Source organism: Aeromonas sp. 602396, from assembly GCF_049173735.1.
GTDB lineage: Bacteria > Pseudomonadota > Gammaproteobacteria > Enterobacterales > Aeromonadaceae > Aeromonas > Aeromonas veronii_A.
On sequence record NZ_JAAKSD010000002.1, the window covers coordinates 109,830 to 127,091 of the forward strand.

Consider the following 17,262-nt stretch of genomic DNA (forward strand, 5'->3'; position numbering starts at 1 on the left):
TCACCGAACGGGGGTAGGGTAGGCTCACGTTTTCAGTTGGAGCTTTATCCTATGCCCACCATCGTCACCCACGCCGCCGTCCCTCTCTGCCTTGGGCTCGGGCTTGGCAGCCGGATCATTCCGCCCCGCCTGCTACTGGCCGGTGTCGCCATCGCCATGCTGCCCGATGCCGATGTGCTTGCCTTCAAACTGGGGGTCGCCTACGGCCATGTCTTTGGCCACCGCGGCTTTACCCACTCACTGCTGTTTGCCTTTGCCTTGCCCACACTGGCCATGCTGTTTCACCGCCAATTTCGGGCCAGCGCCGCCACCATCTGGTCGTTTCTGCTGGTCTCTCTGCTCTCCCACAGCCTGCTCGATTCCCTCACTACCGGCGGCAAGGGGGTTGGCTGGCTCTGGCCGTGGCGTGACGAGCGTTTCTTTGCCCCCTGGCAGGTGATCCGGGTTGCCCCCTTCAAGCTGGAGGCCTATTTCACCACCCGAGGTGAGGCGGTGATCCTCTCCGAGCTCTACTGGGTCTGGCTGCCGGGGGTTGTAGTGATGCTGGTATTGATGGGGTGGCGGGTGTGGGAAAGGGGGCGGTAGTGGTGGGATTGGAAAGGGATATTGTGTATATCGTGGGTGAGACAAAAGTAAAAAATTGGACACTCATTTTTTGGGCTCTGACTGCAATGTTTTGCTCAGAAAGTGGATGTCCCATTTACATCCTGATTTCCTCCTTATATTTACAATGTGGTACGAATCCATTTTGAACGCTTAGTTAGAATTTTATATCACACATTTCGATACACCAGAGCTAGAAAACTTAAAGATCATAGCTGTTTGCGCTAACCCTGTGAGTAGTTTTTGGCTAGCTATTGGTGATAAGTGTTTATTTTTATTTGTCGATGATACGAAAAACTTCACCTTTGAGCATTTTGAAAAATGTTCATGCATACTTATAGGTGAAGAATTTTTTATGTTTATATCTATATTCCCAGAATTTCTTCCATGATGTGATGGCTTAAATACAAACCAGTCATCTAAATCTCTTAAATTGAAATTAATCTTGCTTCCAGCAACTGTTTCTGCATCGCCAAATAAGTTAATTGAAAATTTACCTTTTTTGCCTGAAATGTATAAGCAATGACTTGAATCATTGCTACTTATATCGTTTGTTATACATTGAGTTCGGCGTTCATCATAAGGCCACATCCAAGTGACTTGTAATGAAGGAATTAAGCTAGACATATCCCCTAGTTTACTTTTTTGGGGAATTATCACATATTTTGATATCTTACCTTTATACGCCAATTTATCAATTTTAGCTAAGCCATTAACCCATGATGGTTTAGGAAATGAAGAAATATAATTGTAGTATAAAAAGCAATTTGATGTTGTATCAAAGTAACTAATTGCCTCAATCACTCCTTTAAAATGGTCTCCATCGCAATGAGATATGAAAAAGCCGCTTATTTTTTTTGATATTTTTATTTTGTTTTCTTCGAAATACTTGATTACTTTATCTATTTTTGAACAAATATCTTGATTTAAACACCCTCCATCAAAAAGGTATAAATTACCATTGGGGGCGATCACCAGGTTGCTTTCACCATTTCCGACATTGAAGATGCACACATACCAGTCATATCCTAAATCTGGGTTTATGTTGGTGTCTTCAGATAATTCAAGTAATTTACTTCTGTTTTTTTTATTAAGGGATTGGAGAGTTCCTCTCAATGAACGAGCTCGAGGATCGTTGCCGCCTTTCTCAGCATTTTGGAAGCCATTCTGACTAATGTCGAACTCTTTTTCGAAGAGCATAAATCTGTCTATATATAATTTAGGACTTGTGTACATTTTATTAAGTGGTATCCGAACTTCAAATTCTTCAATATCTTGAATGTCGAGAATATTATCTACCACTTCTTTAGTGACATCTTCATAGCGAACCACAAAATTGTTGCCATCTTTATAGCATTCATTTACATATATTAATTTGCTATCCTTCATATAATCTCTTTAGAATGGTTATATCTGTTTAAATGGTTGATGGTGAAGCATAACAAGCATAACAAGCATAACAAGCATAACAAGCATAACACTATAGCTCAGCAGTGCTGGGATACGCATCTTTTTAAATACTGGCTATTCTACGCCTTGCCCAGAAAGGTGGGGGCTCAAATTTACCTTTACCCTCAAGAAAAGGCTGAAATTTATACTGAAGGAAGTGCGTGCTAAAGTAGCGTAAACAAGACACCGGTTTGAGGCCGGTATCTATTGATAACTATATTGGTACAAATTTTTAGGCATCAGGTTTCTGAGTGTCCGCCTGCAACGCGCAGCTGACCGTTAATACTTCGCCACACATTTGGAACAAATGTGGGGTCTTGGGAAACTTCGGACTCTTTTCTGAAACTGGTTTTTCCTTTGGAAATTACTGACACATACCCTTCGGGTAGCTTTGTAAACATAAATTGATCACTGTGCCCATGAAGGAGAGTAAGGCCCATACCCTCAGTTGCAAGTGAACTCAGCAGATCTTGTTTGTCCTTTATCTCTTTTACAACTTCGTGATAGTCCAATTCAGGTGCGTCATCAATGCCGTTAATGCTATGGCCTCTGGGGTGAGTGCAATGTCTGCATTTGTCTTGATGACCAGTGCAATGACGGCATCTATCCTCGCCTGGGTGGCGACAAGATGAATCCTTCCCGTCAATTTGGCCAAGCCAACCTATTGGTAATGTTGGAAATTCATCTTCGAGATCATCCTCGCCATTCTTGCTTACAGAAATAACTAAATCCCTCTCTGTTTGAGAGTAGCCTTCCAGCATTGGCTTTATCACTCCTTGGTCTTCATACACGGGAATGTACACTCCAAAATCAGAGTTATCCAAGTGCTGAAGGTATTTATCCAATTTTCCAGATTGGATACTATCAATAGCTGATTTGATCTTATCGTCGATTTGCATGACTCTTTCCTTTTGCGGTGGTTAATAACTGCCTTTGTGAAGATGTCTAAAAGTGATTAGATAGAAGGCGGCATTAATCCGATAACAGAGCCTTCCATATAGCATCATGCGGTCCTTGTAACAAATAAGAAGCATTAACTTTAAACAATTACATTGTCATATCGTATTTTAGACTAAAAATAGTAGATTGGTGTTAATGGAAATAAAGCCCAGCATTTGCCGTGAATATATCATAAACTCTGTTTGACGGTTTTGCCACATCCTTATTTATCCCGATCTGGTTGGTGCAATAAGGCTCGCCTGTTGGGCTTTGCTACACGCTGCGTCAACCTACAAAAACCACGCTACCGCCCCTGAGTGACAGCCCCCAGTTCGCTGCTGTTAACCTGCGAGATTGCAACAATCGCTGTCATGGCGTTCTTCCGAGAGGTTGATTGTCATTCGGGTATCTTAAGGGGGCTGGTGGCGCGTTGAGAAGCGTGTTTTGGCGGGAATCTGTGCTGGATCAATAAATTAGTCATCAGTAGTATTCAATTTGAGCAAATTCGGTTGCAGTAGCTTCCCCTCACCCCAACCCTCTCCCAAGGGGAGAGGGGGCTTGTTCACTGTTGCACGGTAGCCTCAGGCGGGCACGGTTTTGATCCCCCTCTTATTCGCTGAGCCGAAGGTACCCGACGTCAGTCGGGCAAATAAGCGGGGGAGAAGACCTTTGGTGTTATTTGCCAAAGAGAGCGGGTCCTTCCAAAGTCACTCGCCCCAGCCAGAAGGGCGGGCGAAACCCCGTCGAGGGCTGCGCCCTCGTGTCCTGCGTGGCGAAGCCGCGCCATAGCATCAGCATCAATTCCGCGAACATCTGATTACGCTTCGCTAATCAGACCTACAAGGGTGGCACCAACCAGGGATGGTGGATAACAAAGGGAGCCCGCTTGGGCTCCCTTGCTTGTCATGGGGGTGGGCGTTTGACTGAACGCTTAGCGCAGGGTCGCGGCCTTCATCCCTTCCACAAACTCTTTCAGACGGGTGAGCATATGTTCCGGGTTTTGGTGGTGGGTCTCGATGATCTTCACCACGGCAGAGCCGGAGATGGCACCGGCGGCGCCAGCGGCAATGGCTTCACGCACCTGAGCCGGTTCGCTGATGCCAAAGCCGAGCAGGGCGGGGGGGGCGTTGAACTCGCGCAGGGTATTGATCAGCCCCTCCACCGGCATGCCGGCCTTGGTCTCGGCACCGGTGACACCGGCGCGGCTCACCAGATAGGTGTACCCATTGCCGAGCTCCGCCACCTGTTTCAGGGTCTCGGCGTCGCCATTGGGCGGGGCGATAAAGATGCTGTCGATGCCGAACTTGTCGGCGGCCGCCTTGTAGGGGGCGCACATCTGCACCGGCACGTCGGCGACCAGCACCGAGTCCACGCCCGCCTGCTGGCACTTCTCGTAGAAGCCGTCAATTTTGCGCACATAGACCAGGTTGGCGTAGACCAAGAGGCCAATGGGCAGCTGCGGGTACTTGGCGCGGATGCGGCCAAGCAGCTCGAAGCAGTCGTCCGGGGTGGTGTGGCTGGCAAACGCGCGCAGAGCGGCGCCCTGAATGGTGGGGCCGTCCGCCACCGGATCGGAGAAGGGAATGCCGAGTTCGAGGGCATCGGCGCCCCCTTCGACCAGCGCATCGACGATGGCCAGCGAGAGTTCAGGAGTGGGGTCACCCAGCATCACGAACGGCACAAAGGCGCCCTGATTGGCTTCATCCAGACGGGAGAAGAGTTGTGCGTAACGGTTCATGACAAGGTTCCTTCTTTTTCAAAGATGTCGGCAACGGTGAAGATATCTTTGTCGCCACGGCCGGAGAGGTTGACGATGAGCACCTGCTCTTTTTCCGGTTCACTGCGGGCCATCTTGAGGGCGTGGGCCAGTGCGTGGGAGGACTCCAGCGCGGGGATAATCCCCTCGGATTTGGCCAGCTCCTGGAAGGCGTCCAGCGCCTCCTTGTCGGTCACCGAGGGGTACTCGGCGCGGCCGATGGCGGCCAGATGGGCGTGCTGCGGGCCGACAGAGGGGAAATCCAGCCCCGCCGAGACGGAGTAGGACTCCTGAATTTGGCCCTGATTGTCCTGCATCAGATAGGAGTGCATGCCAAAGAAGACCCCCTTGCTGCCGTGACCGAGCGGCGCACCGTGCTCGCCGCTTTCGATACCGTGACCACCCGGCTCGACGCCGATGAGGCGCACTGAAGGCTCATCGATAAAGTCGGCAAACATGCCGATGGCGTTCGAGCCGCCGCCGACACAGGCAATCACCGCATCGGGCAAGCGCTCTTCTTTCTCGAAGCACTGGGCCTTGGCCTCCTCGCCAATCATCTTCTGGAACTCCCGCACGATAGTGGGGAAGGGGTGCGGGCCGGCGGCGGTGCCGAGCAGGTAGTGGGCCGACTCGTAGTTGGCAGCCCAGTCGCGCAGCGCCTCGTTGCAGGCATCTTTCAGGGTGGACGAGCCGGAGTGCACCGGAATGACGGTGGCTCCCATCAGCTTCATGCGAAATACGTTGGGTTTCTGGCGCTCGCAATCCTTGGCGCCCATATAGACCCGGCACTTGAGGCCGAGCAGGGCGCAGGCCAGTGCCGTCGCAACGCCATGCTGACCGGCGCCGGTTTCGGCGATGATCTCATTCTTGCCCATCCGCTTGGCGAGCAGGGCTTGACCCAGCACCTGGTTGGTCTTGTGGGCGCCGCCGTGCAGCAGATCTTCACGCTTCAGATAGAGTCGGGTCTTGGTGCCCTTGGTCAGATTGCGGGTCAGGGTGAGCGGAGTCGGGCGACCGGCATACTCGGTCAGCAGGGACTGAAACTCGGCGATAAAGGCCGGGTCATCCTTGGCATCGACGAAGGCTTTCTCCAGCTGGAGCAGGGCCGGGATAAGGATTTGGGGTACATACATACCGCCAAATTCACCGAAAAACGGGTTGAGCAGGGTCATGGCTTCTTCCTTGTATTAGCTAAATCGAAACATCAAAAAGGGTTGCGCTACAGGTTGCGCAGTGCGCCGAAGGCGGCTGCAATTTTGTGCGCATCCTTCTGGCCTGGGGTACTCTCCACCCCGGAGTTGAAATCAAGGCCGAGGCAGCCCACTTGCGCTGCCTGCAGGGCGTTGTCGGGGTTGAGCCCCCCCGCCAGCATCAGCTTGGCTTTATCGAGCGTGGCCAGCAGGGCCCAGTCGAACGCCTGACCGGTACCGCCGCTCTGGCTGCCGACTTTCGTATCCAGCAGCAGGCGATCCGCCGGATAGTCGAGGGCGGGCAGCGGCTCGCCGCTTGTGACTCCGATTGCTTTCCAGATCTGGCAGCCAGTCGGCAGCAGTGGGCGCAGGGTATCGATATAGGCGGCATCCTCATCCCCATGCAGTTGCACGGCGGCGAGCCCCAGCGCATCCACCGTCTTGGCGATGGTGGCGGGCTGGGCGTTGCGAAATACCCCGACGTAGGAGAGCGGTGCGCCCGCCATCACGGCGCGGGCGGCGGGGATGTCCACATAGCGCGGGCTTTTGGCCACAAAAATCAGACCGCCAAACACCGCGCCCGCCTGATGGGCGGCGGCGGCATCTTCGGCGCGGGTCAGGCCGCACACCTTGTTCTGGCCCAGTACCAGTTTGCGCACCGCTGCCTCCAGATCCGGCTCGGCCATCAGGGATGAGCCCACCAGAAAGCCTTTGGCGTGGTGGCGCAGATCCGCTACCTGAGCGCGGTGGTTGATGCCGGACTCGCTGATCACCACCCGATCGCTTGGAATGTCTTTGGCCAGCTGTTTGGTGCGGTTGAGATCGACGCTCAAATCTCGCAGATCCCGGTTGTTGATGCCAATCACCGGCGCCCCCAACGCGATGGCGCGGGTTAGCTCCTCTTCGTTGCTCACCTCGGTGAGCACGCCCAGGCCCAGCTCCTTGGCCACCGCGAACAGGGCGCGATAGCCCTCGTCGGTTAGCACCGAGAGCATCAGCAGGATGGCGTCCGCCTGATAGTGACGGGCCAGATAGACCTGATAGGGGTCAATCATGAAATCCTTGCAGAGCACCGGCTGTGATACGCGGCTGCGCACCCGCGGCAGGAAGGCGAAATCCCCCTGAAAGAACTTCTCGTCGGTCAGCACCGAGATGGCGGTGGCGTATTTGCCATAGATGTCGGCGATGGCCTCCGGGCTGAAATCGTCGCGGATCAAGCCCTTGGAGGGGGAGGCCTTCTTGCACTCCAGAATAAAGCGGGTGGAGCCCGCCTTGAGGGTCCCGACGAAATCCCGATCGCTCGGGGTCAGCTCGCTCTGGAAGCTATCCAGCGGTTGGGCCAGCTTGCGGGCGGCAACCCACTCCTGCTTGGCCGCCACGATTTTGCCGAGGATGGTCTGGCTGATGGAGGCCATGTTCAGAAAAGCATGGGGGGCAATAAGGTCTGACATCTCGTTATCCTTGCGAAACTGGCTCTTGCCCTGCGGGCGTTTTCAATGACTGTTGGGCAACGTGGTGGCTGACATCATGCCTCCTGATGGCCCGCTTCCTGATGGCTTAAAGTTGCTAGCCGAGCAGCCAGATCCGCAGCCTTGCCGCTTGCCAGCACCGCCAGCACCTCGGCCGCCGCGCTCTTGAGATCTTTCGCCTTGCCCGCCATCAGCAGCAGTGGCGCCACATTGGCGGCAATGGCGGCGTTGTGGGCCGGAGTGCCACGCCCTTCCAGAATGGCGGCAGTGATGGCACGGTTCTCTTCAGGCTCACCACCCTGAATGGCGCTCACCGGATAGGTCTCGAGGCCAAAGTCAGCCGGGGTGAGCAGAAACTCGCGGATCTCGCCGTCACGGATCTGGGCCACCTGGGTCGGGCCGTGAATGGCAATCTCGTCGAGCCCGGCGCCGTGAACCACCATACCGGTTTTCAGCCCCAGTGCCAGCAGGGTTTCTGCGATGGGGCGCACCAGCTCGGGGGCATAGACCCCCATCAGCTGATAGGTGGGGCGAGCGGGGTTGATAAGCGGCCCCAGCACGTTGAACAGGGTGCGGGTCTTGAGGGCTTGGCGCACCGGCATGGCATGGCGCACCCCGGCGTGGTACTGGGGGGCGAACAAAAAGCAGATGCCGAGCTCGTCCAGACAGCGGCGCGCCTGCGCCGGGCTCATGTCGAGCTTGATGCCCATTTTGTCCAGCAGATCGCTCGAACCCGACTTGCTCGAGACCGAGCGGTTGCCATGCTTGGCCACTTTCAGGCCGCAGGCGGCGGCGACCAGCGCCGAGGTGGTGGAGACGTTGATGGTGTTGAGACCATCGCCACCGGTGCCGACGATGTCGCAAAACTCGTAATCCGGACGCGGGAAGTCGCGCGCTTCTGCCAGCAGCGCCTCGGCGGCACCGGCGATCTCCTCCGGGGTTTCCCCCTTGATCTTGAGGGCGGTCAGCAGGCTTGCGAGCACTATGGGATCCACTTCGCCACGTACCACCTGGCCGAAGGCGTCGCGGGTACTTTCACGGCTCAGAGACTGACCCTGATAGAGGGTGTTGAGATGTTGATGCATGTTGGTCTCCTTACCTTAACGCACGCTGCTTTCTGGGCGGGTGATATGGGCGAGCGCCTGAGTCAGCAAACGGGCCCCTTCCGAGGTCATGATGGATTCGGGATGGAACTGGAAACCCAGCACCCGCTCATCCTGCTGCTCAATGGCCATGGGCATGCCCTGATAGTGGGCAATCACCGTCAGCTCTTCCGGTACATAGGTGGCGACCAGCGAGTGGTAGCGGGCCACCGGCAGCGGGCTCGGCAGACCGGCAAAGGCGCCGTGGCCGTTGTGCTCAATCAGGGACCGCTTGCCGTGGACAATTTCGCCTGCCGCACCGACGGTGCCGCCGTAGGCTTCGCACAGGGCCTGATGGCCGAGGCAGATGCCGAGGATGGGCACCTGACCACGGGCCAGCTTGATAAGGTCAATCAGGCAACCCGCCTCATGGGGGGCTCCCGGCCCCGGCGAGAGCACCAGCACGGCATCCCCTTCGCAGGCGGCAATTTCGCTCATGATGCGGCTGGCCGGCAGGCTGTTGCGGTAGATCCGCACCGGATAGCCGAGGGAGCGGAACTGGTCGACGAGGTTGTAGGTAAATGAATCGAAGTTATCGAGCAGGAAAATGTTAGTCATGGCTCACGTCCTTATGTTGCTCCTGCTGGGCGCTCAGGGCTTGCAGGGAGGTGCCATGGCTGGCTGCGATGGCGGCCAGCACGGCGGCCGCCTTGGCGCGGGTTTCGTCCGCTTCGGCTTGCGGCTTGGAGTCATAGACCACCCCGGCACCGGCCTGTACGTGGGCCACGCCATCTTTCACGAAAGCGGAGCGGATGACGATGCAGGTATCCATCTCGCCGGCGCCGTTGATGTAACCGACCGCACCGCCGTAGCTGCCGCGGCGCTTGCCTTCCACCATGCGAATCAGCTCGCTGGCGCGGATCTTGGGGGCGCCGGTGAGGGTGCCCATGTTCATGCAGGCCTGATAGGCGTGCAGGGCGTCAAGATCGGAGCGCAAGGTGCCGACCACCTTGGAGACCAGATGCATCACGTGGCTGTAGCGATCCACCTTGAGCAGCTCCTTGACGTAGCGGGTGCCGGGTTCCGAGATGCGGGCGATGTCGTTGCGGCCCAGATCTACCAGCATCAGGTGCTCGGCCACCTCTTTTTCGTCCTGACGCAGCTCCAGCTCGATACGGCCATCGAGATCCCGGTTGATGCTGCCATCCGGGTTGAAACCACGGCGGCGGGTACCGGCGATGGGGTACATCTCCACATCGCGGCTGGCGGCGCAGAATTTCACCGCGCTCTCCGGCGAGGCACCAAACAGGGTGAAGCCCTCATCCTGCACGTAGAACATGTAGGGGCTGGGATTGGTCTGTTTGAGGCGGCGATAGGCGGCCAGCGGGCTTGGGCAGGGCAGGGAGAAGCAGCGCGACGGCACCACCTGGAAGATGTCACCCCGGCGGATAAAGCCCTTGAGCTTCTCCACCTCGGCGCAGAACTGCTTGTCGCTCTTGTCCACGCTCATGCCACCGGTCAGAGGCTGGGTGGTCAGCTCGGCGCTTAGGGGTTGTTGGCAAATCTGTTTGAAGTCGGTGAGTCGCTCGGTCAGGCGGGTGTATCTGTCTTCAACCTGGCTTTCGTCGCTATCGCCGCCAAAGATGCAGGCCAGCAGTTGAGTGGTGCGTTCGATATGGTCGATAGTGATCAGGGTTTCGGCCACATAGAAGCAGTAGTCGGGGCAGCTGTTGCTCCCCTCAGGCACTTCGGGCAGATCTTCAAATGAGGCGATCAGGTCGTAGGCAAAGCTGCCCGCCATAAACAGCGCCTCTTTGCCGAGCTGGCAATCAAGCTCCCGCTGCAGGGTACGCAGCACGTCCAGCACGCTGCTCCCCTTGAGGCGGGAATCTTCGTCCAGCTCCCGATCGGAGGCCGGGAAATCGAGCTGCAATTCGCCATCTACCAGCGAGCGGGCCACCACCACGGGCAGCCGCTCGGCCAGCAGGCTCTGCAACTGGGCGCCGTTGTCGTTCAGGCTGCGTACCCGCACGGTGCGACCACGGCACTCGATGCGCAGGCAGGCATCGACCAGCAGCAGGCTCTGTTTGCCTGCCTTGGAGTCGATCTCCACCGATTCCAGCAGCAGGTTGTTGGGGCGGCCCTGACAGAGGCGGGTATAGAGCGCCAGCGGATCGGCCACATAGGGGGCGTTGAGCTTGAGGGTATCGAATTCACCCAGAGGAAGGCGATGTGTGGCTGTCATAGTGCGTTCCCTTGCGTGTGATGCGTGTTACCGATGTTCATGACGTTGAATTCCTTGAAAATTTAATGGGTCCGGGGTGGCTGGTTCAGGGGCGCCATCGCCAGGTCAGCTTGCTTGTCTGAATTCTCGGTTTCATCACAGGTCCATTTGCCGGATAATAAAAAAGCCCGCTGGGGTCAGCGGGCTTTTTCTTTGGGTTCTTAATTTGCTGTCAGATTACAGGTACAGCAACGACCACACGCCCGCATGTCAGGGAGTGTGCCACCACCAGATGGTCAGGATGGAAGTCGTTTGCATGATAAAGTCCTGTAAAAAGATGTTTGCAATGAAGTGCCTACAGAAAACGATAAAGCCGCGGCCAAGTCAAGTCGCTTTTTAGCCTTCTTTCACCGATTTGCCATGAATGGTGACCTGACCACGAGAGCGGAATAACCTGATGAGATTCGATCTTCACTGCCATACCACTGCCTCCGACGGGGTGCTGAGCCCCGCCGAACTGGTGCGCCGCGCTGCCGAAAAACAGGTCGAGGTGTTAGCAGTTACTGACCACGATACCCTCGCCGGGCTTGATGAGGTGCGCCGCACCATCGCGGCCGAGCAACTGCCGCTGCGGCTGGTCAGCGGGGTGGAAATTTCCACTGGCTGGGAGCATCACGAAATTCATATCGTGGCGCTGGCAGTGGATGAAAAAAATGTGCAGCTGACCGATTTTCTGGCCGGTCAGCTGGCACGTCGCGAAGCGCGTGCGCTGGAAATCGGGCGCCGTCTGGAGAAGTGCCTCATTCCCGGCACCTATGAAGAGGCCAAGGCGCTTGCCGGTGACGCCGCCGTGACCCGCGCCCACTTTGCCCGGGTGCTGGTGGCGCACGGGGTAGCCGACAACATGCAGAAGGTATTCAAAAAGTACCTGAGCCGTGGCAATAAAGGGTATGCCCCGGCCGAGTGGCCCGAGATGAGCGAAGCCATCGCGGCCATTCATGCCGCCGGTGGGCTGGCGGTGCTGGCCCACCCCAGCCGTTACGATCTCACCGCCAAGTGGATCAAGCGGCTGCTGGTGGCTTTCAAGGCCGCCGGTGGTGATGCCATGGAGGTCTCATTGCCCCAGCAGAGTCCGCAGGAGCGAGCCAATCTGGGCCAGTGGGCCAAGGATCACGACCTCTATATCTCGGTGGGATCGGATTTTCACTTCCCCTCCAACTGGACCGAGCTGGGCCGCCACCTCTGGCTGCCCAAAGAGGGGATGCCCGTCTGGTTGGCCTATCCCGGTCACTTTGGGCTCACCACCGAGCAACATGCAGAGCTGCTGGCGAGTCGGTAACGACGCCAGCGAAGCGGCCACAAACAGGTTAAGGTAGTGTCATGGGTTATTGACCCGTGACCATACGAGCGGGCAGGTATTGCTGCCCCCATTGCGAGAACAAGCTATGAGTCAGCATTTTTACGTACATCCGGAAAACCCCCAGGCCCGACTGATCGGTCAGGCGGTACAGATCATCCAGAACGGCGGTGTGATCGTCTATCCGACCGACTCCGGTTATGCGCTGGGTTGCCAGATGGGTGACAAGGGCGCGCTGGAGCGCATCTGCCGCATCCGTCGCCTCGACGCCAACCACGACTTCACCCTGGTGTGCCGCGATCTCTCCGAGATCTCCACCTACGCCAAGGTCGACAACAGCGCATTTCGCCTGATCAAGAACAACACCCCGGGTGCCTACACCTTCATCTTCAAGGCGACCAAAGAGGTGCCGCGCCGCCTGATGAACGAGAAGAAGAAGAGCATCGGTATCCGGGTGCCGGACAACAAGATTGCTCAGGCGCTCTTGGAAGCACTCGGCGAGCCGCTGCTCTCCACCACATTGATCCTGCCGGACTCCGAGATGGCCGAGTTCGATCCGGAAGAGATCTTCGACAAGCTGGGCAAGCAGATCGATCTGGTGGTCAACGGGGGTTATCTGGGCGAGCAGCCCACGACTGTGGTCGATTTCTCTGACGACGAGCCGGTATTGCGTCGTCGCGGTGCCGGAGACCCGACCCCGTTTGAGTGATGTCGCTGAACCGGTGACAGTCCCTTCCGCCGAGACGGGGGCTGGCACCGCACTACCCATCGCGAAAGTCCTGGGGCAGCCCTATCACGAGCTGCCCCAGGATCTGTTCATCCCGCCCGATGCGCTGGAGGTGTTCCTCGATACCTTCGAGGGGCCGCTCGATCTGCTGCTCTATCTGATCCGGCGCCAGCAGCTCGATATTCTCAACCTGCCGATCCTGCAGATCACCGCCCAGTACATGGAGTACGTGGAGCTGATGCAGGGGCTCAACCTTGAGCTGGCGGCTGAGTATCTGCTGATGGCAGCCTGGCTGGCGGAGATAAAATCCCGCCTGCTGCTGCCCAAGGCGCCGGAGCTGGAGGATGAAGATGAGGGAGAAGACCCGCGGGTGACCCTGATCCGCCGCCTGCAGGAGTACGAGCGCTACAAGGTAGGGGCGGAGAAGGTCAATGAGCTGCCTCGGGTGGAGCGGGAGATTTATATCGCCACCGCCTTGCCCCCCGATTTTGGCGCCCTCAAGCCACTGGCGCCCGATGTTTCGCTGGTTGAGCTCGCCCTTTACATGCAAAGTGTGGTAAAACGCGCGACTCATTTCGAACATCACCAGATCCGCCGCGAACAGATCCCGACCCGGGTGCGCATGGCGGAGATCCTTGCCATGCTCACGCTGGGGCAGACCCTGCGCCTTGAGCAGGTGCTGCGTGCCGAAGAGGGGCGGATGGGGGTACTGGTGACGTTTCTGGCCCTGCTGGAGCTGTGCAAGGAGCAACTGATCTGGATCCTGCAGGCAGAACCCCTTGGCCCAATCCATTTCGCATTGGCCGAGCAGAGCGAGGAGGGCAACCGTGGCGCTGCCCACTGAACGACTCAAGACCCTGATCGAAGCGGCGCTGTTTGTGGCCGGTCGTCCGCTCAATGTCAGCGAGCTGAAAAGCAGCGTGCTGGCGGATTATCCGGTGACCAGTCGCTATGTTCAGCTGCTGTTGGCCGAGATCAGGCAAGATTACAGCTCACGAGGCGTCGAGCTCAAGGAGGTCGCCTCCGGCTGGCGCTTTCAGGCGCGTCAGGAGTATGCCGAAGAGCTCTCGCGGCTCTGGAGCGAGCGGGCTCCGCGCTATTCGCGCGCCGTGATGGAGACGCTGACCCTGATCGCCTATCGCCAACCCATCACCCGGGCCGAGATCGAAGCGATCCGCGGGGTGGCGGTGTCGAGCCAGATAGTGAATACCCTGAAAGAGCGTGGCTGGGTGCGCAGCATAGGCCACAAAGAGGTGGCCGGTCGCCCCGAACTGCTCGCCACCACCAGAGAGTTTCTGGATTATTTTAATCTGCAGAGTCTGGAGCAGCTCCCCGAGCTGGATCCGGAGCTGCAACCCCTGTTGCCCTCTGCGGTGGACGGGGAGAGCGATGCCCGGTGAATGGCGCCCAAGCGTGCCGATGTCACCGAGATATACATTTTTCAACTGTGGCGATCGCTCCAACCGGCGTTTGTTACAGTTAACCCCGTTGCCCCTTTTACCAGTGGGCAGCGATCAACAATCAGGTAACCCCGATGAGTGAAAAACTGCAAAAAGTGTTGGCCCGCGCGGGTCACGGCTCCCGTCGTGAGATGGAGGCCCTGATCACCGCAGGTCGGGTCAGTGTGGATGGCAAGGTCGCCACACTGGGGGATCGCGTCGAAGTGAACGCCGTGATCCGGGTGGATGGTCACCAGGTCAAGACCCGTGCCGCAGAGGAAGTGATCTGCCGCGTACTGGCTTACCACAAGCCGGAAGGGGAGATGTGTACCCGTCACGATCCGGAAGGTCGTCCCACCGTGTTTGATCGTCTGCCCAAGATGGAAGGTGCCCGCTGGATTGCGGTCGGCCGCCTCGACGTCAACACCTCCGGTCTGTTGCTGTTCACCACCGACGGTGAGCTGGCCAACCGTCTGATGCACCCGAGCCACGAAGTGGAGCGGGAATACGCGGTGCGTGTCTTTGGCGAGATCACCGAAGCCATGCTGCAGCGTCTGCGCAAGGGCGTGCAGCTGGAAGATGGCACCGCCAAGTTCAACAAGATCAAACCGGCTGGCGGTGAGGGTCTGAACCAGTGGTTCAACGTCACCCTGACTGAAGGTCGCAACCGTGAAGTGCGCCGCCTGTGGGAATCCCAGGAAGTGCAGGTGAGCCGCCTGATGCGTATCCGCTACGGCGACGTCAAGCTGGACCGCGGCATCCCGCGCGGCGGCTGGCAAGAGCTGAAACTGCCGGAAGTGAACTACCTGCGCGGTCTGGTCAACCTGCCGCCGGAGACCGAATCCAAGGTCGATCTGCAGCAAGATGGCAAAACCAGCCGCCACAAGCAGGCCGCCCAGATCCGTCGCGCCGTGCAGCGTCACAAAGAGATGCAGGGCAAAGAGCCGCGCGCTCGCGCCACCACCGCCCGTCGCAAGCCACAAGCGTCTACCCGCAACTCCGGTACCGGCAGCAAGTAAGCCGATAGCCCGTTGCGAACTGTGCGCCGTTCAAGTGCGCAGTCGGCCAAGCAAAGGCCCGCACCAACTGGTGCGGGCCGTTTTCATCTCTAGCGGGTGACCTCCAGCTGCAGGCTGGCTCCGGTCATGTGGCAATGATTGCTCTCACACTCCTCAGTTGGCCGGTGTCATCCACTCTTTGTTGAAGTCGCGGATAAACATCTCTCCCTCTTCATTGCGGGCGGTGACCAGATAGAAGGTGACGTTCTGGCGAAACAGCGAGAGGCGGTAGAGGGCGGCGTTGTCCTCCTCCGAGAGGTTCTTTTTTGAGGTGTCGTTGATGGGCACCAGATCGACTTTGCCCTTTTTCAGTAGTTCGACACACTGGTTGAGGCGGTTGGTTGTTCTGACGATCAGCTTCTGCTCGATGGTCACCCGCTCGATGGCATCGGAGAACCACCCCTTGGGCACGCAGGCGGTTTTCTGCTGCCAGGGTGGGGATTCCAGCCCCTTCTTGTCGGGCGTGGTGTACCAGGACTGGATATCGAAGGCGATGGGGGTACTGAACAACAGGGTGTTGCTGCGCTCGTTGGTCCAGGTAAAGGGGAAGGCGGCGATGGCGTTGCCCAGCTCGATGTTTTTAAGTCCTCTCGGCCAAGGCTGGTAGGAGATCCGCAGACCTGGGTGGCCTGCCGCTTTGAGAGTGGTGAGCACCTTGCTTGCCAGCTCGCCGCCATTGGCCAGCGTCGCTGAAGAGTAGGGGGGCAATTCGCCGGTGATAATCACCGCGCTCTGCACCGTGGCGGCCGGGAGCAGCGAGAGAGCAAACAGGGTGGCAAGAAAGCGAAGGGACGAGCGGAGGCGATAAGTGGCAGAGGGCGTGACCGGATAACGGATGTGCATGGCGGGTGACCTCACCTCTATCGATTGCTGACAGCGTAGCGGTTCTGGCAGGGAAAAAACAGACTCGATAAATGCTGTTGGTCGCGGCGTATGGCCCTTGAAGTTCCCTTTGGCGGGCGGAAGGGGTTGTGGCGGTTGCTCTGCTCCGGTGAGCTTGTTAGCCTGTGCGGCTCTGATAGAGGAGTGAACGATGAGCAAGGTACTTGATGAGCTGCTGGCGTTGCTGGCGCTGGAAAAAATCGAGGAGGGCCTGTTTCGGGGCCAGAGCCAGGATCTCGGTCTGCGGGCCGTGTTTGGCGGACAGGTAATGGGGCAGGCCTTGTCAGCCGCCAAGCAGACGGTCGAGACCGGCCGTCAGGTTCACAGTTTTCACTCCTACTTCCTGCGTCCGGGGGATGTGACCCGTCCCATCGTCTATGACGTGGAGAATATCCGCGACGGCCAGACCGTCTCCACCCGTCGGGTCAAGGCGATTCAGGGCGGCAAGCCCATCTTCTATCTCAACGCCTCGTTTCAGGTGCCGGCCGACGGTTTCGAGCATCAGGCGCAGATGCCGACCGGCATCACTCCGCCGGAGGAGCTCAAGAGCGAGCTGGAGCTGGTGCGCCCCTACGAGAACCTGATCCCGGCTTCCCTGCGGGACAAGATCCTCTGCGAGCAGCCCATCGAGATGCGCCCGGTGACCCTGGTCGACCCTATTCGGCCGACGGTGCAGGACCCGGTGCGCCACGTCTGGTTCAAGGCCAACGGCCAGATGCCGGACGATCTGCGGGTGCACAAATACCTGCTGGCCTACGCCTCCGACTTCAACTTCCTGCTCACCTCGCTGCAGCCGCACGGGGTGTCCTACTGGGAGCCGGATATGCAGGTGGCTACCATCGATCACTCCATGTGGTTCCACCGGGATTTTCGCTTCGACGACTGGCTGCTCTACGTGGTAGACAGCCCGAGCGCCAGTAGCGGTCGCGGTCTGGTGCGCGGCCAGTTCTTTACCCGTGATGGCATGCTGGTGGCGAGCACCATGCAGGAGGGGGTGATCCGCCGTCGCGGCAGTTAAGGCCTCAAAGCGGATAGCAAAACGGGGTGGCTTGGGCCACCCCGTTTTCGTTGCTGCGATGTGCGCGGG

General features: G+C 57.8%; 16 protein-coding genes. 7 read left to right on the plus strand and 9 right to left on the minus strand.

Features of this window, described 5'->3' with window-relative positions; genetic code table 11:
* Positions 1–51 precede the first annotated feature (51 nt).
* Positions 52–585 (plus strand): metal-dependent hydrolase, encoded by a 534-nt coding sequence (locus tag G5229_RS04215; RefSeq protein WP_421208608.1) that lies wholly within the window; start codon positions 52–54, stop codon positions 583–585.
* Positions 586–768: 183 nt separating this feature from the next.
* On the opposite strand, the gene G5229_RS04220 is transcribed toward G5229_RS04215, so the two are convergent.
* From G5229_RS04220 to G5229_RS04255, 8 genes are all read right to left on the minus strand, one after another.
* Positions 769–1,992 (minus strand): hypothetical protein, encoded by a 1,224-nt coding sequence (locus tag G5229_RS04220; protein WP_421208609.1) that lies wholly within the window; start codon positions 1,990–1,992, stop codon positions 769–771.
* Between the two features lie 299 nt (positions 1,993–2,291).
* On the minus strand, positions 2,292–2,951 hold the full coding sequence (locus tag G5229_RS04225; protein WP_421208610.1) for a hypothetical protein: 660 nt from the start codon (positions 2,949–2,951) through the stop codon (positions 2,292–2,294).
* Between the two features lie 971 nt (positions 2,952–3,922).
* On the minus strand, positions 3,923–4,729 hold the full coding sequence (gene trpA / locus G5229_RS04230; protein ID WP_139411126.1) for a tryptophan synthase subunit alpha: 807 nt from the start codon (positions 4,727–4,729) through the stop codon (positions 3,923–3,925).
* Entirely contained in the window at positions 4,726–5,919 is a 1,194-nt protein-coding gene (trpB, locus tag G5229_RS04235; RefSeq protein WP_005338139.1) for a tryptophan synthase subunit beta, read from the minus strand. Before trpB ends, trpA begins: the two co-directional genes overlap by 4 nt.
* Positions 5,920–5,966: 47 nt before the next feature.
* Complete coding sequence (trpCF, locus tag G5229_RS04240; RefSeq protein WP_421208612.1) at positions 5,967–7,388, minus strand: bifunctional indole-3-glycerol-phosphate synthase TrpC/phosphoribosylanthranilate isomerase TrpF; 1,422 nt, start codon at positions 7,386–7,388, stop codon at positions 5,967–5,969.
* A gap of 74 nt (positions 7,389–7,462) precedes the next feature.
* Entirely contained in the window at positions 7,463–8,491 is a 1,029-nt protein-coding gene (gene trpD / locus G5229_RS04245) for an anthranilate phosphoribosyltransferase (protein WP_042054975.1), read from the minus strand.
* 15 nt (positions 8,492–8,506) lie between these two features.
* Positions 8,507–9,106, minus strand: coding sequence for an aminodeoxychorismate/anthranilate synthase component II (locus G5229_RS04250; protein ID WP_005359135.1), 600 nt, complete (start codon positions 9,104–9,106; stop codon positions 8,507–8,509).
* Positions 9,099–10,733: an anthranilate synthase component 1 gene (locus G5229_RS04255; RefSeq protein WP_421208614.1), complete on the minus strand. Its 1,635-nt coding sequence runs from the start codon at positions 10,731–10,733 to the stop codon at positions 9,099–9,101. The genes G5229_RS04250 and G5229_RS04255 overlap by 8 nt, the downstream gene beginning before the upstream one ends.
* Positions 10,734–11,169: 436 nt before the next feature.
* Between G5229_RS04255 and rnm the strand changes: the two genes are divergently transcribed.
* The 5 genes from rnm (at position 11,170) to rluB (ending at position 15,254) form a co-directional block, all read left to right on the plus strand.
* The gene (rnm, locus tag G5229_RS04260; RefSeq protein ID WP_421208616.1) at positions 11,170–12,051 is read left to right on the plus strand and encodes an RNase RNM; all 882 of its coding nucleotides are present in this window, start codon (positions 11,170–11,172) and stop codon (positions 12,049–12,051) included.
* Positions 12,052–12,157: 106 nt separating this feature from the next.
* Entirely contained in the window at positions 12,158–12,778 is a 621-nt protein-coding gene (locus G5229_RS04265) for an L-threonylcarbamoyladenylate synthase (protein WP_005338129.1), read from the plus strand.
* Positions 12,771–13,640 (plus strand): segregation and condensation protein A, encoded by an 870-nt coding sequence (locus G5229_RS04270; RefSeq protein ID WP_421208618.1) that lies wholly within the window; start codon positions 12,771–12,773, stop codon positions 13,638–13,640. Before G5229_RS04265 ends, G5229_RS04270 begins: the two co-directional genes overlap by 8 nt.
* The gene (gene scpB / locus G5229_RS04275) at positions 13,624–14,196 is read left to right on the plus strand and encodes an SMC-Scp complex subunit ScpB (RefSeq protein WP_005350230.1); all 573 of its coding nucleotides are present in this window, start codon (positions 13,624–13,626) and stop codon (positions 14,194–14,196) included. The genes G5229_RS04270 and scpB overlap by 17 nt, the downstream gene beginning before the upstream one ends.
* A 134-nt stretch (positions 14,197–14,330) precedes the next feature.
* Entirely contained in the window at positions 14,331–15,254 is a 924-nt protein-coding gene (rluB, locus tag G5229_RS04280) for a 23S rRNA pseudouridine(2605) synthase RluB (RefSeq protein WP_005347347.1), read from the plus strand.
* Positions 15,255–15,407: 153 nt separating this feature from the next.
* On the opposite strand, the gene G5229_RS04285 is transcribed toward rluB, so the two are convergent.
* A complete protein-coding gene (locus G5229_RS04285; protein ID WP_201991674.1) occupies positions 15,408–16,136 on the minus strand; it encodes a transporter substrate-binding domain-containing protein in 729 nt (242 codons plus the stop codon).
* A gap of 190 nt (positions 16,137–16,326) precedes the next feature.
* Between G5229_RS04285 and tesB the strand changes: the two genes are divergently transcribed.
* Positions 16,327–17,193 (plus strand): acyl-CoA thioesterase II, encoded by an 867-nt coding sequence (gene tesB / locus G5229_RS04290; protein WP_019445657.1) that lies wholly within the window; start codon positions 16,327–16,329, stop codon positions 17,191–17,193.
* Positions 17,194–17,262: the final 69 nt, after the last annotated feature.